Origin of the sequence: Aestuariirhabdus haliotis (assembly GCF_023509475.1) — a bacterium.
Lineage (GTDB): Bacteria > Pseudomonadota > Gammaproteobacteria > Pseudomonadales > Aestuariirhabdaceae > Aestuariirhabdus > Aestuariirhabdus haliotis.
This window is the reverse complement of the sequence record NZ_JAKSDZ010000015.1, coordinates 21,710-44,732: the sequence shown is the minus strand read 5'-3', so window position 1 is coordinate 44,732 and position 23,023 is coordinate 21,710. Positions and strand designations below refer to the sequence as shown.

Sequence of the window (23,023 nt, the reverse complement as noted above, 5' to 3'; positions counted from 1 at the left end):
TAGGCAGTGCTTAGCGTGCTGTCACTAACAGGTACCTGACCAGGTCACGCACCAGGAACCAACGGATAAAGGTTGCCGTCAGCCGAACCTTGAACCATCGCTGGCGCCCCGTGAAAGTCCGCAGGTTCATATAATGTTGTTGCTGCCAATATAAAAAACCGCTGAAGACATCGTCGGTTATGTCGGAAACGGTCACCTGTTTGAAGCCTTGCGCTTCAAGTAAGGCATCATACTCTTCACGAGTAATAAGGTTTTGCAGCGGTACTCCCGCCATACGCGCCAGAATTTTCCAGACAAACTGTTCCCAGCGGCCACTCTGCGGACGTACCAGCACCATGTCCGTCAATGCCAAGGTGCCCTCGTCAACGAGAACGCGACGGCACTCACGGAAAAAGCCCGCCTTATCTGAAAAATAATAGGCATTGTCCAACGCCAACACTTTGTCCACTGATGATTCGGGCAGCTCGGCAACCGCCATATGGTCACCCTTATGAATCTGTACCTGGCTGAAGGGCTGGCATCGTCGGCGCGCCTGCTCTTGCTGCCAATACACCTTGCTAAAAGCATGCAGGGATTGCACCTGGTAATAGTCGACCCAAATCAGCAACTGATCGGAACAACCAAAGGAGACATCAACCACTCGATCACTGGCCCGCAGGCAAGCGCGATCAGCTAGCAAACCAGCCAGTTCAACGCAGGCTCTCTCGTAAGTGCTGGCCTCTTTCCAATACCCCAGATGGTTCCAGCTGCTGGGTGGGTGCTCGGAAATGTTCAACAGCCATTGCTCCTGGCTCATCGATTTGGCATCCAGATTGGGTCGCCAGAGCCGACCACTCAGAGCGTTCGCCAGGTGCTTGATCACCCCCGACATAAAGAGCCAGGTAAGCACCGTACCAATCAGGATTCCAAGCCAAAACATGTCGGTAGTAACCTGTCCTTATGCGAATTGAGGGAATGGGATCATGCTGCGATAAAACGGCCACGAGCACGTTCGCCCGCTGCCGTAAGTTGCCATATCGCACGGTTCTTGTCTGATAATTGGGTATCTTTTTTGATAAATCCCAAACGGCGCAGTTGCAAACGTATCATACGCATGGAGTGCTCGGTGAACTGAAAGTCATTCACCGCATGGGCTTCCGGATGCCGCTTGGAAACCAACCCTCGGTAAGCATTGGCCAAATAGGCGGACAGATCCTGCTTGATCTTGTCTTCACTGGCGCTGGGTTTAAGCTGGCTGGAGAAGGCTGCGAAGACGTCTTTCCAGCTGATGCTGGCTTTCAAGGTAGCCAGCTTGCAGTTGCCTTCAATATAGAGGTTACAAATAAACGAGAATTCGGCACGCTCGCTGAGAGAGTCTTCAAGGCTATTACTCCCTGACGGCGACAGAGTGTCACGCAAATCGTTGAGCTCGGCGACCTGTTGCCTGAGCTGCAAGTTCTCTTGACGCAAGGAGAAGCTGGCATTCTCCGGACGCACCCAGCCCGGTGAAGGGTTATCTTCAATAAAGGTCGGCAGGTGACGCTGTATGGCCTGTTTCAAACCGGCGACAGAGCCCCACTTGATTTCCGGATGTGCCTTAAGCTCGTCACGAAAGACCCGTAATCGCGCCTGCCCTTCCATAGTCGCCTCGGTGCGATCGGCACCCAAAGCGTGTTTGCCATCATGCAACAAGCACAGAATCGGCTTTCTCAATGTCTTGGCATAGGTATATTCACGGTGCATATAGCTGACGCCACTGCGCGTGAGGGGGCCATAGCGCGAGGCGTTCAAGACAATGACATAGTCACTGGCCGAAATCTGCTGCTGGACATGGGGCCAGATATCCTTTGAAGAATCGCCGAAATCAGGCAACAGCTCCGGTCCTACCGGAATACAGCCCATGCCCAACAGAGTATGCAATAGCGCAGATCGCTCCTCCTGCAAATCGCTGTGGGAGCCACTGATAAAGACCTGGTATAACTTGGTGGTCACGCGTGACGTACTCTCGGCATTAAAAGAATGGGGTACCCCCTGCTTCGGCGCAGGTAATAAAGATTATAACGGCAAAGCATAAAGTGAATATAGCCCCAGAGCGCTATCTCTACGCAAAGGGGTTACCAAGCCAGACAAGCCCCTCAGGATTTACCTGCACATCTTAGGTAATTGTACGACTACTGCGGTACAGCCTGCCGTTTTAGCATAACCCGATACCAACCAACCCAAACGAGTTCTGGAATTCGGGATGAACCCTCTTATTGCCTCTGCCAACGACCTGATCTGGGGATCCATCCTGGTGTACCTGCTGCTGGGCGCCGGAATCTATTTCACCCTGCGCACCGGTGTCATCCAGTTTCGCCGCCTGGGCTTTTCCTTTCGTGCTCTGCTGGGAAGCCGGCAGACAACGGGCAATGGCATTTCATCCTTTCAGGCTTTTTGCACCAGCCTGGCAGCCCGGGTAGGAACCGGCAACCTGGCTGGTGTGGCCATGGCTCTCTATCTGGGTGGACCCGGCGCCATTTTCTGGATGTGGGTCATCGCCTTGCTGGGGATGTCTTCCAGCCTGATGGAAAACACCCTGGCCCAGCTGTATAAAACCAGTAATGGTGACGGCACCTTCCGTGGTGGCCCCTCCTACTATATCGAGAAAGCGTTGGGCCAACGCTGGCTGGGTATTACCTTTTCCATCTGCCTGATCATCGCTTTTGGTCTGGCCTTTAACTCGGTTCAGTCAAACTCTATCGCCGCCGCGATGCATAACGCCTTCGACGTAACCCCCTGGGTCAGCGGCGTACTGGTAGCCATCGTCACCACATTGATCGTCTTCGGCGGCATTCGCTCCATTTCGCGCTTCGCCGAAATTGTCGTCCCCTTTATGGCTCTGGCCTACATTGCCGTCGCCCTGTTTATCGTGATTACTCACTTGAGTGAAATGCCGGCGGTGTTTCGCCTGATTTTTGACAGCGCCTTTGGTATCGGCAGCGCGGCTGCGGGAGGCACCGGTTACCTGGTGTCCCAGGCCATCATGCAGGGCGTAAAACGCGGCCTTTTTTCCAATGAGGCCGGTATGGGAAGCGCGCCCAATGCGGCCGCAACCGCGACCCCCAACCCACCCCATCCGGTGACCCAGGGCATCATCGGCATGGCAGGGGTCTTCATCGACACCATTGTTATCTGTACGGCCACGGCGGCGATTGTGCTGGTATCCGGACAATTGGAGAGCGGCAGTGGCCTGCAGGGCATTGCCCTGACCCAAAACGCGCTGAGCAGCCTGGTCGGTAGCTGGGGCAGTGATTTTATCGCCATTGCCATTTTATTGTTCGCGTTCACATCGATCATCGCCAACTACTATTACGGCGAGAGCAACCTGCGCTTTATCATCGATCGCCAATGGGCCGTGGTGATCTACCGCCTGGCGGTATTGGGCATGGTGATCTACGGCGCCATCGCCAGCCTGCCCGTGGTCTGGAGCCTGGCGGACCTGAGCATGGGCATGATGGCCATCATCAACGTCATTGCACTGTTGCTGTTGTCTGGCATTGTCTTTCGGGTGATCAAGGACTTCGAGCAACAGGTCGACCGTGGCGAAATCCCCTGCTTCGACCGGCGTAAGTTTGAATTCCTGGACCGCACCCTGGATGCCGATGTCTGGGATAAGACACCTGAAGAGGCGCGTGAAGCCCTGACCAATGAACAGGACGCAGACGCCAGCGAAACCAGCCCGGCTCGCCAGAGTTAACTAGCCCTCAGCCACCAGGCTTCGATCCAGCCGCTGAAACAGTTGCTTAAACTGTTTGGCGGCTTTGCGGTAGTGGCGTTTTTCGCGTGCCTGCTCCAGATTTGGCAACTCATCACCCACCTTAACCAGCATCACCATGCCATAACGACTGTGGACGCGGCAGCGAATGCCATACACCCCCGGCTGCTCAAAGGTCACCTCCGCCACCTTTTCATGGGCGATGCTAAAGGGTTCGGCTCCCTCCGGGATCATGCCTTTGATCGACACCACAGTGTGCTGACCCAGAGAGTTCATAAAACGAATGCTGTCGCCGGGCTGTATCTCAATGTAGTTGGGGGAAAACCGGAACATCTTCAACGGATCATCCGCATCCGTATCGATCAGCTGATCCACCTGCACGGACTGCGATTCACCTGCAGTGCTGGCGGTCGCCTGATGAGACTCTTGATCCAGCATGGCCAACAACGAAGCATCCGCCGGAACATCGCCCTCCGGGGTGTGACACAAAGCCCCATGCGCCGGATCCGCGGGCGGGTAGATCATCTCGACCTCGATCGTTTCCGCCCAGGCACTCGGCACACACAGCAGACCCGCAAAGGAAAGGCCGAGCAAAGAACGCGGCAACCAGAATGGCATGGCAAAGCTCCATTTTATTGTCATTGACTTATTAGCATAAACTACAATCATTCTCATTAGCATTAATTGATCCTTATCAACAACAACGCACGACACTTGCATTAGGCTTAGACCAAGGGATTTCAACACCTCATAAACGGCTTTTGAGCGGCACTCCTGAGACAACCTCATGACACCGCCCCGGAAAGCATTTTCATACCGCTGCATAGTAGCCAAAGGAAGAAACAATGACTTGCTTGCGCTCAACAAGCCGTCGCCTGCTATTGACTCTGTGGCTATCAACGATCGCATTCAGTGGTCGCGCGGAACTACCGGCCCCTTTAGCCGTCAACCCGCCCCTGGCCGAGCTCGGTAAGCATCTGTTCTATGATCCCCGGCTCTCGGGCGATAGCGAACTCGCCTGCGCCTCCTGCCATCAACCGGAACACGGTTTTGCCAATCCTCAGGCCCTGTCTCCGGCCTATACCGGTATGAAAGGCTTTCGCAATGCGCCCACCTTGATCAACACCGCGCACCGGGAGAGCTGGCTGCACGACGGCCGCATCGGTACCAATCTGAATGATGTCACCCGGGAGATGATTACCGAAAGCTGGCTGATGAACATGGACATGCGGCTGATGCAGGAACGCCTCAAACAGCTGCCCGAATACCATGAATTGTTTCAGCAGGCCGGACTCGGGGAACCTTCAAACGGCGGTGTGCGCAAAGCCATTCCAGAATTTTTGAAAACGCTCACCAGCCGTAACGCCGCTATCGACACGGGCTTATTATCTGAGGCGGCCCGGCGCGGCCAACGGCTTTTCAACGGTAAGGCGAACTGCAACCAGTGCCACCATGGCCCCCTGTTTACCGACGAGCAGACGCACAACCTCGGCGTCCCCGAACACCCGGAAATCTTTACCGACCCGGTACGGCACCTGACCTATCTTAGCTACGCCAGGTTTATGGGCGTTGCCCGGCCCCTGCAGCTGCGCCGGGATGTCGGCGCCCATGTCCGAATGCACCGCGCCGATGGCAGCGATCTGGGCAGTTTCAAAACACCCGGCCTGCGGGAACTTATCCACACACCGCCCTATATGCACAACGGCGTATTTGATTCGTTGTCGCAAGTGATTGAATTCTACAACCAGGGTGGCGGCAAAGATCCCAATAAGAGCCCTCGGCTCAGTCCATTGCATCTGACCCCGCAGGAAAAACAGGATCTGCAGGCCTTCTTGCACGCCCTTTCCGGTGACGCGCTGACCGGTGAAGCCTTTGTCGCGCAAACACCCGATACCGAGGAATATCCCGTGATCGAAGACTGGCGGGAGCAGAAGAACTGATGAAATATCGCTTTTTAATATCATTGCTAGCGGCTACCGGTTCCTTTTCGATAGCCGCCGATGATTCACGCCCCGCTGCTTTGGCACCCCTTGGGCCACCTCCGATACCCACCGACAATCGGCAAACACAAGCCAAAATCGACCTGGGACGATTACTGTTTTTTGATTCACGGATTTCCGGCGACGGGAGTATTTCCTGTGCCTCCTGCCACATACCCAAAGCAGGCTGGAGCTTTCCCGACTCGGTATCCATGGGCTACCCGGGCACCGTACATTGGCGTAACAGCCAAACCATTATCAATAGCGCCTATTACTCTGAATTATTCTGGGAAGGCTCGGTATCGTCGTTGGAAAAACAGGCTCCTGCAGCCCAGAAAGGCGCGGTGGCCGGCAATGGCGAAGCCGATCAGATGGAAGCACGTCTCGCCTTTATTCCGGAATACCGCCAACGGTTCCAGCAGGTGTTTGGCGACACATGGCCCAAACTTGATAATGCCTGGAGAGCCATCGCCGCGTTCGAGCGTACATTGGTGCAAACCGATACACCCTTCGACCAGTACATGCGTGGCGACGATCAAGCATTAAATGCTCAGCAACTTCGAGGCCTACAACTGTTTACCGGCAAAGCCGGTTGCGTGCGTTGCCACAATGGCGCCCTGCTGTCGGATCAGAAGTATTACAACATTGGTGTGCCACCGGCCTGGATATGGGAAGAAGATGGCATGGCGCAAATCACGTTCCGTTTTGAGCTCTATGCCAAGGGTGTTACCGAAGAGCTCTACCGAAACACCAAAGATGATTTGGGTTTGTATTTCAGAACCAAACAAAAAGCGGATAAAGGCAAGTTCCGTACACCCTCGTTACGCTATACCCGATACACCGCGCCCTATATGCACAATGGCGCTCTGGAAACCCTGGAAGAGGTGATCGACTTTTACAACGAAGGCGGCGATCACAATGAATTTATCGACACCCGATCGACGTTGATCCAGCCGCTAGGTTTGAACGAACAGGAAAAGCAAGATCTTATCGCGTTCCTGCTAAGCCTGAGCGGTGAACCCATCTTGATTGAAGAACCCGAACTGCCACTCATGCTGCCATTGGATGCGCCAAACATGGAAAATCCTCACTAATGACCCAATCAAACACCCTTTCTAACTGCCTGATCAAGCGCCGGGATTTTCTGTTTAGCACGGCAACCGCTATCACGTTAACAACCCTGCCCGTCCTGGGTCTGGGTGAGGTTCAGGCACAGGTTGGCAGGCATACCCGCACACCACTGGCTCGTCTTGGCGATCTGAAAATTCACCAACCCCTCTATTTTGATTACCCCCAAAAGGGTGCTTATAGCCAATGTATGTTGATCAAGCTGGGGCAAGCTGCAGGGCTGGGCATCGGACCCGACCAGGACATAGTCGCCTTCAGCCTGACCTGCACCCATATGGGCGGTAATCTCAGAGGCACCTATCAATCGAATAACGCATCGCTGGGTCCCTGTCCGCTGCACCTGAGCAGTTTCGACCTGACCCGGCACGGCATTCTGATCACCGGTAACGCAACCCAAAGCCTGCCACAAATTGTGCTTGAGCTCGACGCTGAGACGATTGTTGCCCGTGGCGTTCTGGGCCTTGTCTACGGCCACCAAAGTAACCCGGTATAAGCCATGTCCAAAGATACCAACCTGATGAATGACTGCGCACAATCTCCAGCACCCTGCTCGGTCCCCCTGCCGCCCACCAACGCAGAAGTTATTACAACGGTCTGCGACTATTGCATCGTTGGCTGTGGCTACAAGGTCTACCGCTGGCCGACCACCATGACCCAGGGAAGCACTCAAGCCGCGACAAACGCACTGGGGCTGGATTTTCCGGTAACGCCATTAAGCACTTGGGTATCGCCCAACATGCACACCATCGTGAAACACAATGGCACCGCGCACCATGTTCTGGTGTTACCGGACAGAGAGGCCAAAGTGGTCAATGTAGGCGGAGACCACTCGATACTCGGCGGAACCCTGGCGCAAAAATGCTACCGGGAAGACGGTCCGACAAAGGACCGATTAAAGACCCCGTTGCTACGAGTCAACGGCACCCTTCAACCCATCTCCTGGGAGCTGGCGCTGGATATTGCGGCGAGCATTGGCCGTTATGTTATCGATCAACATGGCGCCCAGGCCTACGGCATTAAAAGCTATTCCTATCAATATTTCGAAAACACCTACGCCATCTCCAAGTTTGCCTTTCGTCACCTGCAAACCCCTAACTTTACCTTTCACGACACGCCTGCCGATGTGACCTCAACGCCCGGGTTTCGCGATGCGGGCTTCGATAATTTTGCCGCCTGCTACGAAGACTGGCGAGATGCAGAAACTCTGCTGATCTGTGGTACCGACCCGTTTGAAACCAAGAACACCATTTTTACCCAGTGGATCATGCCCGGCATTCGTAATGGCCAGAAAACCATCTTTATGCTGCCGCGCAAAACCGCCGGTGTGGCCTTTGCCGAAGACAACGGCGGCCTATGGCTGGACGTCACCCCTGGCACCGACCTACTGGTGATCAATGCCATCGCGCGGCTGATTGTCGAAAACCAATGGCAGGACAAAGAGTGGATTAAAAACTGGGTCAACACCAAGTGGGAATCCACTTCCGGTTTCGGCCAAGGCACCCGCAATACGCCCTGGCAGTGGCGAACCACCTGGGGAAAATTTCAAACCGATGGTTTCGAGGACTGGACACAATGGCTGCTGGATCAACCCGAATTCAGCCTGGAGAATGCGGCAAAAGTTTCCCGCGTGGCCCCTGAAAAAATCGTTCAGGCCGCGCGCCTGATGGCCGCTCCACGTGCAAATGGTAACCGGCCCAAAACGTCCATCATGATCGAGAAAGGGCTCTATTGGTCCAACAATACCGGCAATACCAACGCCATATCCGCGCTGGGGATTATCGTTGGCGCTGGCGGTCGACCCGGACAGGTCATTGGCCGCGGCGGCGGCCATCAACGGGGTGGTGTTCGTGGCGGCAAGTACCCCCGCAATATGTCACCAGAGAAGTTGCCGGGACGACGCCGGCGTGCTTTGGATACCGACCGCTATTTTATATCCGGACATACTCGGCTGGCGCACGTTATCGGCACCACCTGGCTGCAAGCAATGAGTGGTACTTATCAGCTGCGTGATCGCTTTGAACAGCTGGTTCACAACAACCCCCACCAGATCACCAGCACGGACAGAGACGCGGTAATCGACACCTTAAAACGGCGCGCAGATTCCGGCGGCACGGTCGTAATCAATCAGGACATCTATCTAATCGACCCGATAGGGGCGCGTTATGCCGACCTGATTTTGCCAGCCGCCACCTGGGGCGAGTCTCCCTTTATGAGGGCCAACGGCGAACGCCGCATTCGGTTGTACGACCAGTTTTATGATGCCCCCGGTGAGGCCAAACCCGACTGGTGGATTATCGCAGGCATCGCGACTCGTATGGGCTTCGAGGGTTTCGACTGGCAAGACGCCTCGGAGGTCGCCGAAGAAGCGGCGCGCTTCACGCGCGGATCACGCAAAGACTTTTACCCGATTAAAATTGTTGCGGACAAAGAAGGCAAATCGCTGCACGACAAGATGCGCGAGTTTGGCACCGAGGGCATACAGGGCCCCGTCATGTTGCAGGATGACGGCCAGCTTATCGGCACCAAGCGATTGCATGATATAAATCGAAAGCTACCCGACAGCGGCCCTGCGGGAGTTAACCGTTTTACCAAGAAGCTCACGGCATTCAATTCCCAAACGGGAAAGCTGAATCTGCAAAAATCTCCCTGGTCGCTGTTTTCCGATTACTGGGAATGGCTGTCCCCCCAAAAAGATGAACTCTGGCTGACCTCGGGTCGCCTGAAGGAGCGCTGGCAATCCGGATTCGACGATAAGCGCAAACCCTATCTTAACCGGCGCTTGCCGGAAAATATTGTGGAAATCCATCCAGACGACGCCAGCACCAGAGGCATCGAGAGCGGTGATTACGTCGAGGTTTTTTCGGACCGGGTACCGGGTCACAAACACACGCTGCTGGGCATCGAAGCGGATGATTTTCGTTTCTCAAAACTGATGGAGAATGGCCATATCGAACTCACTTCAGCCAAAGTCAGGGCCGTGGCCCATGTCACGCCTCAGATAAAACAGGGCGTACTCTATATGGACTTCCTTCGCTATGATGCCCCGGCTAATGCGCTAAGCGGCCGAATCCAGGACTGGATCAGCGGCAACTACAATTACAAAATGAGTGTTGCACGTGTTCACCGTATCGGAGAGTCCCCCTATAAGCATAGTTTCGAGCACTTTTCTTTTGCCCGGCGCGATCTGGCTTGATGAGCTGAAAGCTGACATCTTGAATAAATTGGCTGCGTTCCAGAACACATCCAGATCAAGAGACCCCTTTCTCTTGATCAAATAAGGATGAGTTGTAAGGTATTGATATATATAGATTACTATCTTCCGCATCAGGATATAGGAGCCAAGCAAGCAAACCGAGATGGCACAGTATCTCGAATGACGGTTTCACGAATAATCTGGTAAGGTATTAATCATTAAAACATTTCGCCGCTGGCCGTCATTTGGTTACAGGTGTTAGAAAGCCAAAGTGATATAAGGCCATAGGCTCTTGATTAAGCTGTTATCACCAATTTAAGTTTGAGCTATGAAATATTTTACGGATGAAAAGTGTGAACAAAACATCGCTCACACTGAATATGAAGATTATTGCAAATCCATCTGGGAAGACTTGCCTGTGACCTTGAAACAAATCAGTGAAGGGATGCTGCCTGAAAGCTATTTTGTTGGGTTGGAAACGGTTGGCTTGCACGATGCTCGAATTATTGACTTCGCTGAAAGCAGTTCAAGGCTATGCATTGAGCTTGATACAGATAATCGTGGAGGCTTAAGGAAAGTTTGGCTGACTTATGATTCGAGCAATATTATTGTTCGACCTAGTGAGGAAATGTTAGGAAAGGACATTGATAATTATAAAAGTGATGTTATGTGTCATGAGGTCGAGCTAGGAGAGTCGGGAAGTTTCCTTCATCGCCTATTGTTTTGCAGTGGCGAAGAGTTGGAAGTTCAGTTCAGTAGCATAGAGCTGGAGTACAAAGACGTTGTATAGAAGTGATAACAAGTTGCTGCAACGGACTCGTGAACCTGTCGCCTAGCAAGACGTTAAATGTCACTTTTGATCATGGAATTATCAATTAAACACACAGAAAAAGATGCAAAGTAATGGCTCGAGTCAACCGGTATCCCATTCGAAAGTTTCCGAATTGAAGACTTCGATGGTCTCGAGACTATTTGTTATAAGTTAGATGACGACAGGGTGTTTGATATGCTTATTGATCTTCCTGGTCTAGAAATAGCAATATGTGGTTATTTAAAGAAACATGGCCAAGCAACATCAATCGCTGCACTCCTTGGACAGCCTTGCCGCTGCAATTTTTGCGGGTAAGACCAGCCCCAATCTTAATCGAGCTATAGGAGTTGATATTGAGTGAATTATTAACTACAAAAACTGCCTTTGAAATAGGCAGAAAACTATTTCCAATTCTTAGAAATGCGAGAATCCGACAGCAAGAAAAAAGACTTGAAGAGTTTGCTCGATGCGTTGATCTTCGCTATGAATATATGTCTCCTGAAGATCAAGCGGGACTTCAAAACTTTATAGAAAGTGATATCGGCCAAGAAAAAATTGAAAAATATACTCAAGTAATTCTAGAATCTTCATCTCAGCGTATATTGATGGCAACGGCACTGCTCTATTGCCAAGATAAAGAGTTAAACTTTAACCAAGAAGAAATAACTGCTTTCGTAAGGGGCGTTTCATCAATCACAGATGAAACACTAGATTTATTTACCCCGCTTGCAAGTGCCACTCTCACTGACGATGAATACGTATATGCTCGAGTTACTTTAACGAATAAAAATTATGAAGAAGAAATTGGCAGCCATGTAAGTATTGAAACACTATACTTTTCAATTAATGATCTTATTCGCAGAGGGCTACTATTACCTGACCCATCTCCAGGTGGTTTTAACTCTACAAAGGATGACTGGGCAATTTCATATGGTGTAAGCAGCTTCACTCATAGGGTAGCATATCTTTTAAACAAGGCATCAATGATGCTAGAGCGTATCGATGATAAGACCTAAAAAGATTAGGAAAAATCGCCCGAAAATCACGCGGGTTTGACTCGCCACACTACGCTCCGATCGTATTTTCAACCGGCATTAACTGACAAAAAATCGCAAAGGAGTATTTTTAAGATGTTTGATAAAGGCGATATTGAAGAAGAAGTAAAGAATATTTCCAACCAATATCTATTGCGATTTGGCAATCGTGTAATCAACATGTCTCACGTTATAGAAATAGATTCTGGATTCGATAAGAGTGGCCACACAATCACATTCAAATATGTAGATGGATCAATATTCCAAGAATCCTATTCAAGTCAGGCCATGCACTCTAAGCTATGGAGTATCATTATTCACTGCTTAGAAGCTGGGCTATTCAATCTAGAACTAACATCAGAGTGCGATTCAAAATGGGCCGATTACGAACGCAAAGAAATAGATTCAAATAGATAATTCAAAGATCAGTTAACAGGGCAAATCCAGAGAGACCTGAACTTCCCCCACTTTAACGAATACCAACATCTAACTGAAGATGAGACATCCAGTACCTCACAAAAACTTTACCCTATGGTTATCTCAGGCAAAGTCTTGGCTTGAATATGCGGAGATCGATCTCTCTAGTCGACATCATTACAGGACATACAGACTGGTGCGTTGGAAACCACAAACCCTCTGACTCCTGCAGAGGCCATAATCAAAGGAGTCGCAGACAAACTGTCCTACGTAATACCATTCGACTGCGGCCCCATAGAATGCCTATTACCCTCTTAAACCCTACTCTCCATCTAATTAATTTCTCAACAGGGCGTGCCCGTGATAGCGTTCTCTTATTCGGCAATGAAAACTACAACCGATCAGCTTTGTAGTATTGAATAGCCGACTAACCAAAAAACGGACTTTATGGAGCAATAATGAGTTACCAGTACCAGGAGCGGGAAGTCCCCCAGCAACCGGAAAAAGCCTTAAAAGTCGGTAGCGGCCGATTAAGTGGGTACAGCTCGGCCTTCCTCGGAGGCTTAAGCCTGCTCGCCGTGCTGGCGTATCTTTACCCTTCTTACCTGACAACGACTGAACTCAGGGCGGTGTATAACGCCGAAACCCTGCAGCTGGTGCTCAAATACGGCATGTGGGCATCGTTGTTTTTTGGCGTTGTCTCTATTGCCCGATGCAACAACAAGGGCCTGGGCGCCTTCGGTATTCTCACCACTCTGACCGCCTTTGCGCTGGGCGGCTATACCATTCCCGTTGGCGACGTCGAGGCCAAGCCTCTGGCGCTCGGCATCGACTGGCTTATCCTGGCATTCCTGGGTTCGACCCTTGTCTTCACCACCCTGGAGAAGCTGTTTCCCAAGTATCGTGATCAAGTGATTTTGCGCAAAGAGTGGGATCTCGACTTCCTCTACTTCTGCATCAATCACCTGCTGATCTCTGTATTGCTGCTGATCGGTAACTTTGTGATATCCAAAATGGATTGGGCGGTCAGCTCGTCATTGCAGAGTGGCATACAGTCACTGCCCTTCCTGCTGCAACTCGGCGTTGTAGTGCTCGTTGCCGATTTCATTCTGTACTGGGAGCACCGTACCTTTCACGAGGTAAAATACCTGTGGCCGTTCCATGCGGTGCATCATTCCGTTGAATCCATGGATTGGCTGGCCGGATCACGCTCACATATCGGCCAGACCATTATCGAACGTACCCTGGTGATGGTGAGTCTCTATCTGATTGGCGTTGAGAAAGAGGTACTGGATGCCTATGTCGCATTTGCAGCCCTGCAAGCGATCGTGATTCATTGCAATATGAACATCCCCTGGGGACCGCTCAAGTACATTGTGGTGACCCCGCAATATCACCACTGGCATCACAGCTCGGAAGCGCCGGCCATCGACACCAACTATGCCGCGCATACACCGCTGTTTGATCGACTGTTCAACACTTATCATATGCCAACTGAACATTGGCCCGCACACTACGGAACCACCAAGCGCCTGCCCAGAACCTTCTTTGGCCAGCTCTTGTATCCATTTCGTCGTAACTAGCAAGATGATAAATCAGGTTCGGCGAATCGCCACTGCAGATTTAGGATCGAATCTAATGAGATGACTTCTAAGATTTTCTAGCCACAGATTCAATGCCCTGCAATGGATGACTCTATGAATTTATTAAAATTATTACCCCTTATATTTGTGAGCTTTTCAAGTTTTGCTAGCGAACAGGCAAAAATAGATCTTTACTACGGTACGTACGGAGACAGTTATAAAAAATTGATCGTATATCCTGCCAATCAAGATTCAGCTGTAATATTTGTATCTATTGACGGCGGCCCACCTAACTACAGTGGGTCATCCCTATTTGGTAAAGCGACATTAAAGAATGGAAAACTGTTTCACTCAACATTCCGTAGTAGTAACGACATAAACTTGTGCGAATTCTCAATATCTTTAGAAGGTGATAAAGCCATTACCACGCTATTAACTAGCGATTTTCAGTGCGGATTTTTCAGGTATAGCTTAGAAGGCTCCTTCAATAGAATCTCGAAAACTCCGGAAGGTGTCGTTAAGAATATCTTTACTGAAGAGACATGCTCGCTAGAAAGCATTGCAGAACAACTCCGCATAACAAACGAAGTTTCGGTACATAGCCATCATGACTGTATGAAACTATAGATAACTGAACTTCCCCCGCTTCCCCCATAACAAACGAACAAATAACATCTAACACCCACTAAACCCGCGTCAAATGATTATCCCAGGCGTAGCCTGAGCCCGACAGAAAGGGTTCCAGTTTTTTTGTCTCAATAGAGTAGCGGGCGATGGTGCCCTGGCCGTTGGATACCAGAAACTGTCCGGCACCCGCAGCGGCCACACCACAACCATCTCGGAAACGAAACTGATCGTGATAGGTGCCGGTTTGGGTATCCCATAGCGTCATCAAATTTCCACGCGGGCAAGACACCAGCGCATAACGACCGGAGCCTTCGAAACAGACACTGCCGCAGTAGTGCTTCATTGCGCGAGTCGTCAGATCGGGTGCCTCCAGCAAGTGAATGTCCTTACCGCGTTGATGGGTGGCAACCAAAGGCACTGTATCGACAGCTTCCCCCTGATACTGCATGGCCATCACCACTTGTCCCTGCGTATTCACATCAAGGTGCCTGATGCTGAGCTGGTGCAAATGGTCGGGCAAAAAATGCTGCTCAAACAACTCCCCCTTGTCCATAGACACATAGGCGAGTGATGGTTTCATGGTATCGAGATTGAGTTTCTTGCGCCCCTGCGAAGGGTGGGTAAGGATGCCACCATTGGCAACCACCAAGGTTTTTTGATCCGGCAAAAGCCTCAACTCATGGGGACCAATGCCGTAGCTGGGCAGCTCGTTGACGATCTCATAATCGGCTTGCCGATCACGTATCACCAAACGACCTTCGCCGGCTTCAATAGAGTTTTCGGTGGTGATCAGATAACGTCCGTCGTCGCTGAACAGGGCATGACCAAAAAGATGATAGCCCGGCGGCGATGCCAAACGGTGCACAACCCGCCCTTGCTGGTAATCGACGATCAGAATCTCATTACCCGGCCGGCGACTGATTACCGCAATAAAAGGCAGCTCGGGGTGGCTCACTACCTGGTGGGCACGCGCCGCCAGTGGCACGCTGAGCTGCACATCTGCCTTGCTGTTTAACAACTGAAACCAGTAACGGCCCTGACGATCTTTGGCGGCGCTGGCCAAAAAAGGTTGGGCGGATTTGGCCTGCAGCGCACCGCTCGGATAACAGAGCCAACCTAACAAGCCCAAGCTGAAGGCTCGTCGAGCTATCCCCATGTTAATCCCCGTCGCGGCTGTTAAAGCCCATATAAATATCGTTGGCCGCCATCAGTTTTTGCAACTGATCATGAAGCTCCGTCAGTTGCTGCACCACAACCGACAATTGCTGATAACCGGCCGGGGTACGTATCGATTGCTCGATCGGCGTTTCAAATTGTGCCAGCTGATGTTGAACACGCTCAAACTGCTTGGCGACCTCGGCACTGTTGGTGCCCGACAGCAACGCCCTGAAGCTGCGATCTGTCGATGGGCTGGAGGACGGGCCTTGATAGAGTTCCTCCAGCGCGGCAACGTTAAGCTGAATATTGCGCAGCGAACGCTGACTGCGCCAGGACTCCAGGCGCTTGTACTTGGCCTTGTCCTGCTGGCTGCCCATGGGGCGCAGCAGCTTTAGATCACGAATCACTTCCAGCTGTTCGGTCAACGGCTTTAACAGTGCCAAGGCCGCGTCCCGGTCATCTTCAAAAAAACCGGCGCCCGGTCCCGCCTGGCTGAAATGCGTTACCATGTTTTCGCGCCACTCCTTGATGAGGTCATCACCCATCTCGGCCACGTAATCGGCGATGCGCACAGCGACCTGACAACGGTAAGGATCGAGCTGCATCTGCGCGATCGCATCGCCATCAAACAACAGGCGTTCCAGCGCGGGCAGCCCCCGCACACTGACCGGCACCTGATAGAAAGACTCGCCTTGCAAGGCATCGACATCCTGGCTTTTGATCAGTTTTCCCAGCCGCTTGCCGACATGATTTTTTTTGTCCGGCCAGAACTGCATGCTGTAATTGCGCATCAGGGTTTCAATCGGACCAAAGCGAATATGCTGAATGCCCTGCCAGGCATCCATGGTGCCATGAAAAGCTTGCTGTGCGACTAGCAGGGTCTCCTTCTGGGGCTTCGCACAAAAGCGATGCGTGCTATCGGCCAGCGCCGTTGCCTGCTGCGACAACCCTTGATATCGGGGAATGACATGCTGTTGCACCGTAGCAACATTGGCCTGACGCCAATCCTGGTCCTGCACATGTTCGAGCTCGGCGGCCCACAAGGAGGGCGCGAAAATAAACAACGACCCGCACAGCCATCCCAGACCTCTTATCCAGCCCAACCCGCCATCTTCTGCCACACTGCCTTTCATCACAAAGACTCCAAAAACCGAATCAGATTATCGCGCTCTGTTTTATCCAGCCCCAGCACGGTTTGTTGACTGGCTTGCGCCTCACCCCCGTGCCAGAGTATCGCTTCCATCAGGCTTCGGGCCCGGCCGTCATGGAGATAGAACGCCTGACCGGTTACCGCTTCAGTCAAACCGATACCCCATAAGGGAGGCGTTCGCCATTCTAGACCGCTGGCCGCGTATTCGGGTCGATTATCCGCCAAACCGGCGCCCATGTCGTGCAATAGCAGGTCGCTGTAAGGCCAAATCGTCTGCTCGGATTGCTCCGGCAACTGAGCATTTTTGCCAGTGACAAAGGCCGGTCGATGGCAGGCGACACAGCCTGCCTGATAAAACACCTGCTTACCCGCCAGCACCGAAGGGTCGGCACTGCTGTTACGCCTGGGCACCGCAATATGGCGAGTATACAGCAACAGCAGATCGGTCATCTGACGCGACGCCTCAAGGCCATCTTGTAGCTCGGTATTACCATTGGGTTGTTGCCGGCAAGCAGGCTGATGTTGGGTGCAATCCCCATAGGCATCGGGAAAAAGCCAGTTACCGATACCGATGTCACCGCTCAGGGCGGCGTTATTTTGCTGTTCCAGAGTCGGGTTACCCGCTTTCCAGCCAAAGCGCCCCAAAGCGACCTTATTCTGTTGTCGGTCCCAAACCCGGTTGGCGCGCCCGGAAATGCCATCCCCATCCCGATCCTCGGGATCTTCCAGCGCCAGCAAGTCCTGTTCCTCGATCGCCTCCAGCAAGCCCATGCCAATCAACGCTGGCGTCAGACGCGGAGAGACCATGGTGTCGGGGTGCAGATTGCCATAGCCCGGATTCGACAGATGGTAACTGGGTGCACGCAGTTTGATGGTCTCGCCATCGGCAAAGGTTAGCGGAATCTCTTCGTAGCTGACCTCCAGTCGGGCTTCCGCTCGGCCACCAACCCAGGCAAAGGTTTGCAGTTGGCTACCGTACGTGGGTTCGGCAATAAACCCTTGCCGATGCTCATCCAGCAACCGCTGCTGCTGTTCATTTTGAGGGGGAATACTCAGTCGCAAGAAGAGTCCGGGCTCGGTGCGCTCGCTACTGTTTGGCGGATACGATGCCGGAGTATCGGCGGTGGGAATGCCGCGGCCATTGTTACGGTGGCAGCGCACACAGGAGCGCGCATTATAGAGCGGCCCCAGCCCATCACTGGCGGTGGTGCTGGACGGCGAGGTCACCCAGATTTTGTCAAAGACGGCATTGCCCACTCGGAAATCCAGCTTTTTCTCCAGCGAGATATTGGCCGAGGGCTGGGAAAAACTGTGGCGATCCGCCTTATGCCGGGCAGAGGTAGCGCCCCCCGGAAGTTGCTCGCCGGGTTGCGGGCGGGAAAAATCCTCAGCCAACGGCAACACGGCCGCACTCGCCACAGCACTGCCAAGAAGCAGCACCAACGAGAAAGAAGTGATTATCGATTGCATAACTGGATAGGAAACCCGGACATCTAAACCGCGCTAAAACACAAACAGCCCAGCGCTTGATAGCGCTGAGCTGTCACCCTTCGGCTTGATCACCGAAGTTCATTCATTACTGTACTGCGGTGGGGTTATCCAGGCTGTCGGAACCTTCCAGCTCGATACCATCCAGACTCAGCAATACAATCAGCTTTTCCGTAGTCTTGGTCTGATCGACCAACGCATCCACGACGTTTTGGATGACCTGGTTACCAGCGGCATTGTTCTCACCAATCAATACGTCAACGGTGTTGCCCGCTTTGGCCTGATCAACCATCGCCTGCATGGCCGCTTCGGTGGCCGCCAACTTGGCAGTCATTTCAGCGTCCAGGGCCGGGTCGGCTTTCTTGACCAGGTCAGACAGGCTGGCGCCCTTGATGGTTTTACCGGAGACACGGGAATACTCACCAAAGTAAACATTCTTGATACCCTTGGCATCGTAGTAGTGGGACCAGTGCGTATTATCCGAGAAGCAGTCATGTTCCTCTTCCGGGTCGTGCAGCATCAGGCCCAGCTTGATACGTTCACCGGCCAGCTCGCCATAGGCCAGGCTGCCCATACCGGTCAGAATAGTCGCCAATCCACCTTTTTCGCCCTTGTCCGCCAACTGCTTGCGAGCGTAACCGTCCTCTTTCCAGGCATCGGCCATCTCTTGCAAGTCATCGATCAGCAGTTCGGTAGCGGCTTTCAGGTACGCACGACGACGATCACAGTTACCACCGGTGCAATTGCTCAGGGAGAAATCCGTTGCTGGACGCGCGCCGGCACCAGGATTAGTGCCATTGAGGTCCTGACCCCAGAGCAAGAATTCCAAGACGTGATAACCGGTGGCCACGTTGGCTTCGACTTCGTCGATCTCGTGCAGGGTTTCCGCCAGCAACTGCTTGTTGATGGTGGTTGCATCCACCTGCTCACCGCCCACTTTCAGCTTCGGGTTGGCGATGATGTTGGCGTTGTAAAAGGGGTTTTCATCGGACTCGCTGCCATAGGCGCCGTCGACATAATCGATCAGGCCTTCATCCAGCGGCCAGGCATTCACCTTGCCTTCCCAATCATCAACCGATGCGTTACCGAAGCGGTACACTTCAGATTGCTGATAGGGTACCCGGGATTCGATCCAGGCCTGCTTGGCCTTGCCCAGAGTTGCTTCATCGGGTGAAGCCAGTAACTGATCCACCGCGGCTTCGAACGCCTTGGCTGTTGATAGAGAATCTTCAAATTTAGCCTGGGCGATATCCCCGTAATTACCGAGCACAGCCGCATTACTGGCCATATGATCACCAGCCATGGCGTTGCATGCTGCCAGGATCATTCCCGCTGCGGCGCCTGCTGCTATCTGTTTATTAAGTGCCATTTTCGCGCTTCCTCCAACTGAAAAGCTGTATGAGTGTCCATGATATGGCGAGCAATGATAATGATCCTGAGAACCATTATCAATATGAGAATGGTTTTTATTAAGAATTTATCTACTGCAGCACAAAAGCCCTGCCCAGGAGGACTCTCGTTCACCACTGGCAAGACTGAAACCGAGGGTTATTGGTTTAACAGGGCTTCGTAACGCTGATCGGTCAGCATTTCCATAAAGGCAACCAAAGCATCGATACGCCGATCATCCAGCGCCGGCCCGGATTCCAGCTCTTTCAAGGAGAGGTTTTGCTCCACTTCCGGAGCCGCCCAGCCGGCTGAGGTTTCGGGGTTAATCTGACGCCTGGCACTGTTGCTGTTGTACTTGTTGTAAAACAGCACCACCGTACGCAGATCCTGGAAGATGCCGTTGTGCATATAGGGCCCGGTGACGGCGACATTGCGCAGGGTCGGTACTTTGAAACGGCCTTTCTGCGCCGGATCGTTCACCTCGGGATGCTGGAACAAGCCCAGATCCTGATGATCCAGAGCAACGCCATTGACTTCTCGCAAGGCCACATTCGTGGGCACACCGATGTTGTGGTACTCATAATTGCTGAAGGTTTCGCCCTCGGCCATGGCGCGCTTTTTCAACTGGTGGCATTGGTTGCAATTGGTAAACTGCTGGGAGAAAAACAATGTCATGCCCAACTCTTCCTGTTGGTTGGGCTGGTATTCCCCTCTCAGGTAACGATCGTATTTGGAGTCAAAGGGGGAGAAAAAATCGGTTTTTTCAAAGGCCGCAATGCTTTCGGTCATGCTGGCATAGGCTTGATCGGCGGAAGCAAACACCTGGTCGCCAAACAGTGTCTTGAACGACTCAACGTAAAGAGGGTTTTCTTGCAGACGCTCCACCACTGCTTGCTTATTCGGCATGCCCATCTCGATCGGGTTTAAGGGCGGCCCTCCTGCCTGCCCCTTGAGGTCGGCTTCACGGCCATCGAGAAACTGGCCACCCCGATAAACACCTTCGGCGGTTTGACCAAACAGCGGAGTATGGGCGGCATAACTGGCCGTCGGGGCGTTGCGATCTCCGAGGGACTTGCCATCGTCACCCAGCGACACGGCACCATCGACGCCGTTATCCTGCGGGTCGGCAAAGCCGGTGGCCGGCGAATGGCAGCTGGCACAAGACTGGGTGCGATTGAGTGACAGGTTAGTATCAAAGTACAGGCGTTCGCCCAACTGCTGTATTGACAGAGGGCTAGTGTCCGCTGCCAAAGTCGGTGCTGAAACCGCGAAAAATAGCCCAACACAAAGAATGGAAAGCCTGGACGAACCGATGGATAAAAGCTGCATAGAGTTATGGGTGCCTTGCCGAAAAAGATGAAGCTGCCGCCGAAATTTCCGAGCCGTTGGCCCGATATCGTATATTTTTCGCGCACGATACTAATCGAGCACAGGCCTTCAAACAAATAAAATATTGCACCGGATTAGGCGAGCTGACGATCAACAATCAGACTATGAACGTTGCTTTTAGAGGCAGTCAATGCCGCAAGCGAGTCGTTTTTCAGTCCCTCAGTAGCAACCTGGCCAGGGTTCATTTGAAGCCATCAGAGTTAGCCCTGGCGGAAACTGAAACTGTTGTTGTCGAGCGCAACCGTCGATGCCGAGCCAGAAAAGGCGGCGTTCTCGACTTGGGGATCTTTTCCACAAAATGATAACGAGCAACGTGGTAACTGGGATCAAATCCATAGAAATTCAGCCGCATACGTTCCAACTCCTGCTGACGATAACTGGCCAGGCTTTGGTGTTTTTCATCCTCTTCCCGGCGCTGGCGTTTGTCGTCAACCAGAGCATCGTAGTCACTCGAACGAGCCAGAGACTCGGCCCGCCTGATCACCTCCTGCTCAAAGCTTTCCTGGCAATCACCAAAGGTGTCATCAAGCAAACCGAGCGCTTTTGCCTGCCCCGCCGAAACAGGCAAACGATTGGACATAATGGCTTCGGCCTGCTGATCACCCACCCGAGCCGGCAACAGATAGGTCCAGTATTCCGAGCCATACAGATTACCCATCGACTTATAATGAGGGTTCATCACAACAGAACGTCGTGCGTATACCTGGTCGGCGGCCAACGCCAGAAAAACACCGCCGGCCCCGGCATTACCTCGCATGGCAGCAATACAGAGCTTGTCATCACATCGTATGATCGCCTCGCACAAGTCGTTCATTGCATTGATATTTTCCCAGGAAGCATCCGCGGGGCTGGCGGCAGCTTCGATACTATTGAGATCAATACCATTGCACCAAAAGTCTTCACCACCCAACAATACAATGACGGAAACCGGACGGGATTGCGCGTAACGCCAGGCCGATAGCAGACGACGGCACTGGTCGCTGGAAGCCGCGCCATTGTAAAAGTGAAATTGCAGATACCCCACATGGTTCGACTCTCGATAACTAATCTCTTGCCAGGTGGGGGATTCTGTCGGCGTATGGGGTAGAAGTGGAATTTCTGGTACATCATCAATCAAGCCGGACAACACCTGACTGGCGGGTAATTTAAATGTCGCCTCACCTTCGTCAGGGTGAGCCAGGGCGAGGTGAGTAATCCAGACGGCTCCATCCCGGGTCGCGCGACAGATGGCTCCGTCTCGCCGGGCGATCAGGTCGCCCGCTGGCCCGGATAACACCGACTCCTGCCAACCGTTGAAGAGATGGCATTCACGCCTCCTCAGATTATCAAGCACACCGGGCTGGCTGTCGGCAGCCCAGAGTTTTCGTAACACCGTTTCGGTGGAATCCTGCTGCCAATTGATCGCACGTTGGGCTTGCCGAATGGGATCACGCCACTGCCCCTGAATTTCGGCCTGACCATAATCCAGCGGTTGCGGCGGTACTTTATCCTGAATGCTCTGTAAGGCTTGTCGCACAGCAATAACAGCCGCTTCGGAAACTTCATTACGGTACAGACTGCTTTTACGCGCCCCCCGCATGGGAAACTCGGACCAGGACCAGATATCGCCTGCATCCATTTCGGCATTGGCTTGCAAGCAGGTCACCCCCCAACGGGGCTCATTATTGGTAATCGCCCAATCAAGCGAGGTCGCGCCGCGATCACCACGCACACCGGGGTGAATAATCAAGCACAGATGGTTTGACCAGATAGACTCAGGTATCGCTCGTTTTAAAAAAGGCGCCAGCACCAGATCCGGCAAAAATTGTTCGACGGCCTCGGCTGTGACTGCGTCATTAATATCAAATTCAATCGAAACCTCATGCCCCCAGGCTTCGAGTTCAACAAACAGCCTCTGGCTGAGACTGTTAAAGGCATGGGTCAGCATCAAAATTCGCACACTTT

The 23,023-nt window shown here is 52.6% G+C and carries 19 protein-coding genes; 10 read left to right on the top strand and 9 right to left on the bottom strand.

Annotated elements, in window-relative coordinates; all coding sequences use genetic code 11:
* Positions 1-10: 10 nt before the first annotated feature.
* Both MIB40_RS10670 and MIB40_RS10665 read right to left on the bottom strand, forming a co-directional pair.
* A complete protein-coding gene (locus MIB40_RS10670) occupies positions 11-919 on the bottom strand; it encodes a class I SAM-dependent methyltransferase (protein WP_249693886.1) in 909 nt (302 codons plus the stop codon).
* 41 nt (positions 920-960) lie between these two features.
* Positions 961-1,971, bottom strand: coding sequence for a DUF4062 domain-containing protein (locus MIB40_RS10665; RefSeq protein ID WP_249693885.1), 1,011 nt, complete (start codon positions 1,969-1,971; stop codon positions 961-963).
* A 250-nt stretch (positions 1,972-2,221) separates the two neighbouring features.
* Between MIB40_RS10665 and MIB40_RS10660 the strand changes: the two genes are divergently transcribed.
* Positions 2,222-3,715: an alanine/glycine:cation symporter family protein gene (locus MIB40_RS10660; RefSeq protein ID WP_249693883.1), complete on the top strand. Its 1,494-nt coding sequence runs from the start codon at positions 2,222-2,224 to the stop codon at positions 3,713-3,715.
* Here the strand turns inward: MIB40_RS10660 and MIB40_RS10655 are convergent, their stop codons facing one another.
* Positions 3,716-4,351 carry a plastocyanin/azurin family copper-binding protein gene (locus tag MIB40_RS10655; protein ID WP_249693881.1) on the bottom strand — a complete coding sequence of 212 codons (636 nt, stop codon included), beginning with the start codon at positions 4,349-4,351 and terminating at the stop codon, positions 3,716-3,718. It lies immediately after the preceding gene.
* Between the two features lie 227 nt (positions 4,352-4,578).
* Here MIB40_RS10655 and MIB40_RS10650 point away from each other — a divergent pair, with 227 nt between their 5' ends.
* The 9 genes from MIB40_RS10650 to MIB40_RS10610 all read left to right on the top strand — a co-directional run bounded on the left by MIB40_RS10650 (position 4,579) and on the right by MIB40_RS10610 (position 14,505).
* On the top strand, positions 4,579-5,673 hold the full coding sequence (locus tag MIB40_RS10650; RefSeq protein ID WP_249693879.1) for a cytochrome-c peroxidase: 1,095 nt from the start codon (positions 4,579-4,581) through the stop codon (positions 5,671-5,673).
* Complete coding sequence (locus MIB40_RS10645) at positions 5,673-6,806, top strand: cytochrome-c peroxidase (protein WP_249693877.1); 1,134 nt, start codon at positions 5,673-5,675, stop codon at positions 6,804-6,806. Before MIB40_RS10650 ends, MIB40_RS10645 begins: the two co-directional genes overlap by 1 nt.
* The gene (locus MIB40_RS10640) at positions 6,806-7,333 is read left to right on the top strand and encodes an arsenate reductase (azurin) small subunit (protein WP_249693875.1); all 528 of its coding nucleotides are present in this window, start codon (positions 6,806-6,808) and stop codon (positions 7,331-7,333) included. Before MIB40_RS10645 ends, MIB40_RS10640 begins: the two co-directional genes overlap by 1 nt.
* 3 nt (positions 7,334-7,336) lie before the next feature.
* Positions 7,337-10,033 carry an arsenate reductase (azurin) large subunit gene (locus tag MIB40_RS10635; protein ID WP_249693872.1) on the top strand — a complete coding sequence of 899 codons (2,697 nt, stop codon included), beginning with the start codon at positions 7,337-7,339 and terminating at the stop codon, positions 10,031-10,033.
* Positions 10,034-10,361: 328 nt separating this feature from the next.
* Positions 10,362-10,823: a hypothetical protein gene (locus MIB40_RS10630; RefSeq protein WP_249693871.1), complete on the top strand. Its 462-nt coding sequence runs from the start codon at positions 10,362-10,364 to the stop codon at positions 10,821-10,823.
* A 374-nt stretch (positions 10,824-11,197) separates the two neighbouring features.
* Positions 11,198-11,860 carry a hypothetical protein gene (locus MIB40_RS10625; protein WP_249693869.1) on the top strand — a complete coding sequence of 221 codons (663 nt, stop codon included), beginning with the start codon at positions 11,198-11,200 and terminating at the stop codon, positions 11,858-11,860.
* Between the two features lie 114 nt (positions 11,861-11,974).
* Positions 11,975-12,295: a hypothetical protein gene (locus tag MIB40_RS10620; RefSeq protein WP_249693867.1), complete on the top strand. Its 321-nt coding sequence runs from the start codon at positions 11,975-11,977 to the stop codon at positions 12,293-12,295.
* A gap of 458 nt (positions 12,296-12,753) precedes the next feature.
* A complete protein-coding gene (locus tag MIB40_RS10615; RefSeq protein ID WP_249693865.1) occupies positions 12,754-13,878 on the top strand; it encodes a sterol desaturase family protein in 1,125 nt (374 codons plus the stop codon).
* A gap of 114 nt (positions 13,879-13,992) precedes the next feature.
* Positions 13,993-14,505 (top strand): hypothetical protein, encoded by a 513-nt coding sequence (locus tag MIB40_RS10610; protein ID WP_249693863.1) that lies wholly within the window; start codon positions 13,993-13,995, stop codon positions 14,503-14,505.
* A 58-nt stretch (positions 14,506-14,563) separates the two neighbouring features.
* Here the strand turns inward: MIB40_RS10610 and MIB40_RS10605 are convergent, their stop codons facing one another.
* The 6 genes from MIB40_RS10605 to MIB40_RS10580 all read right to left on the bottom strand — a co-directional run bounded on the left by MIB40_RS10605 (position 14,564) and on the right by MIB40_RS10580 (position 23,018).
* Entirely contained in the window at positions 14,564-15,661 is a 1,098-nt protein-coding gene (locus tag MIB40_RS10605; RefSeq protein ID WP_249693861.1) for a DUF1513 domain-containing protein, read from the bottom strand.
* Between the two features lies 1 nt (position 15,662).
* Entirely contained in the window at positions 15,663-16,796 is a 1,134-nt protein-coding gene (locus MIB40_RS10600; protein ID WP_249693859.1) for an imelysin family protein, read from the bottom strand.
* Entirely contained in the window at positions 16,796-18,283 is a 1,488-nt protein-coding gene (locus tag MIB40_RS10595) for a di-heme oxidoreductase family protein (protein WP_249693857.1), read from the bottom strand. Before MIB40_RS10595 ends, MIB40_RS10600 begins: the two co-directional genes overlap by 1 nt.
* A gap of 106 nt (positions 18,284-18,389) precedes the next feature.
* Complete coding sequence (locus MIB40_RS10590; RefSeq protein ID WP_406566460.1) at positions 18,390-19,670, bottom strand: imelysin family protein; 1,281 nt, start codon at positions 19,668-19,670, stop codon at positions 18,390-18,392.
* Positions 19,671-19,849: 179 nt separating this feature from the next.
* On the bottom strand, positions 19,850-21,019 hold the full coding sequence (locus MIB40_RS10585) for a cytochrome-c peroxidase (protein ID WP_249693855.1): 1,170 nt from the start codon (positions 21,017-21,019) through the stop codon (positions 19,850-19,852).
* Positions 21,020-21,260: 241 nt separating this feature from the next.
* Complete coding sequence (locus MIB40_RS10580) at positions 21,261-23,018, bottom strand: hydrogenase maturation protein (protein ID WP_249693853.1); 1,758 nt, start codon at positions 23,016-23,018, stop codon at positions 21,261-21,263.
* Between the last annotated feature and the right edge of the window lie 5 nt (positions 23,019-23,023).

Bases quoted from the DNA above. Each gene is read 5' to 3' on its own strand.
- MIB40_RS10660 (WP_249693883.1), top strand. From the start codon at position 2,222: ATGAACCCTCTTATTGCCTCTGCCAACGACCTGATCTGGGGATCCATC.
- MIB40_RS10650 (WP_249693879.1), top strand. From the start codon at position 4,579: ATGACTTGCTTGCGCTCAACAAGCCGTCGCCTGCTATTGACTCTGTGG.
- MIB40_RS10640 (WP_249693875.1), top strand. From the start codon at position 6,806: ATGACCCAATCAAACACCCTTTCTAACTGCCTGATCAAGCGCCGGGAT.
- MIB40_RS10620 (WP_249693867.1), top strand. From the start codon at position 11,975: ATGTTTGATAAAGGCGATATTGAAGAAGAAGTAAAGAATATTTCCAAC.
- MIB40_RS10645 (WP_249693877.1), top strand. From the start codon at position 5,673: ATGAAATATCGCTTTTTAATATCATTGCTAGCGGCTACCGGTTCCTTT.
- MIB40_RS10595 (WP_249693857.1), bottom strand. From the start codon at position 18,283: ATGCAATCGATAATCACTTCTTTCTCGTTGGTGCTGCTTCTTGGCAGT.
- MIB40_RS10605 (WP_249693861.1), bottom strand. From the start codon at position 15,661: ATGGGGATAGCTCGACGAGCCTTCAGCTTGGGCTTGTTAGGTTGGCTC.
- MIB40_RS10635 (WP_249693872.1), top strand. From the start codon at position 7,337: ATGTCCAAAGATACCAACCTGATGAATGACTGCGCACAATCTCCAGCA.
- MIB40_RS10670 (WP_249693886.1), bottom strand. From the start codon at position 919: ATGTTTTGGCTTGGAATCCTGATTGGTACGGTGCTTACCTGGCTCTTT.
- MIB40_RS10600 (WP_249693859.1), bottom strand. From the start codon at position 16,796: ATGAAAGGCAGTGTGGCAGAAGATGGCGGGTTGGGCTGGATAAGAGGT.
- MIB40_RS10610 (WP_249693863.1), top strand. From the start codon at position 13,993: ATGAATTTATTAAAATTATTACCCCTTATATTTGTGAGCTTTTCAAGT.
- MIB40_RS10615 (WP_249693865.1), top strand. From the start codon at position 12,754: ATGAGTTACCAGTACCAGGAGCGGGAAGTCCCCCAGCAACCGGAAAAA.
- MIB40_RS10655 (WP_249693881.1), bottom strand. From the start codon at position 4,351: ATGCCATTCTGGTTGCCGCGTTCTTTGCTCGGCCTTTCCTTTGCGGGT.
- MIB40_RS10585 (WP_249693855.1), bottom strand. From the start codon at position 21,019: ATGCAGCTTTTATCCATCGGTTCGTCCAGGCTTTCCATTCTTTGTGTT.
- MIB40_RS10590 (WP_406566460.1), bottom strand. From the start codon at position 19,670: ATGGCACTTAATAAACAGATAGCAGCAGGCGCCGCAGCGGGAATGATC.
- MIB40_RS10630 (WP_249693871.1), top strand. From the start codon at position 10,362: ATGAAATATTTTACGGATGAAAAGTGTGAACAAAACATCGCTCACACT.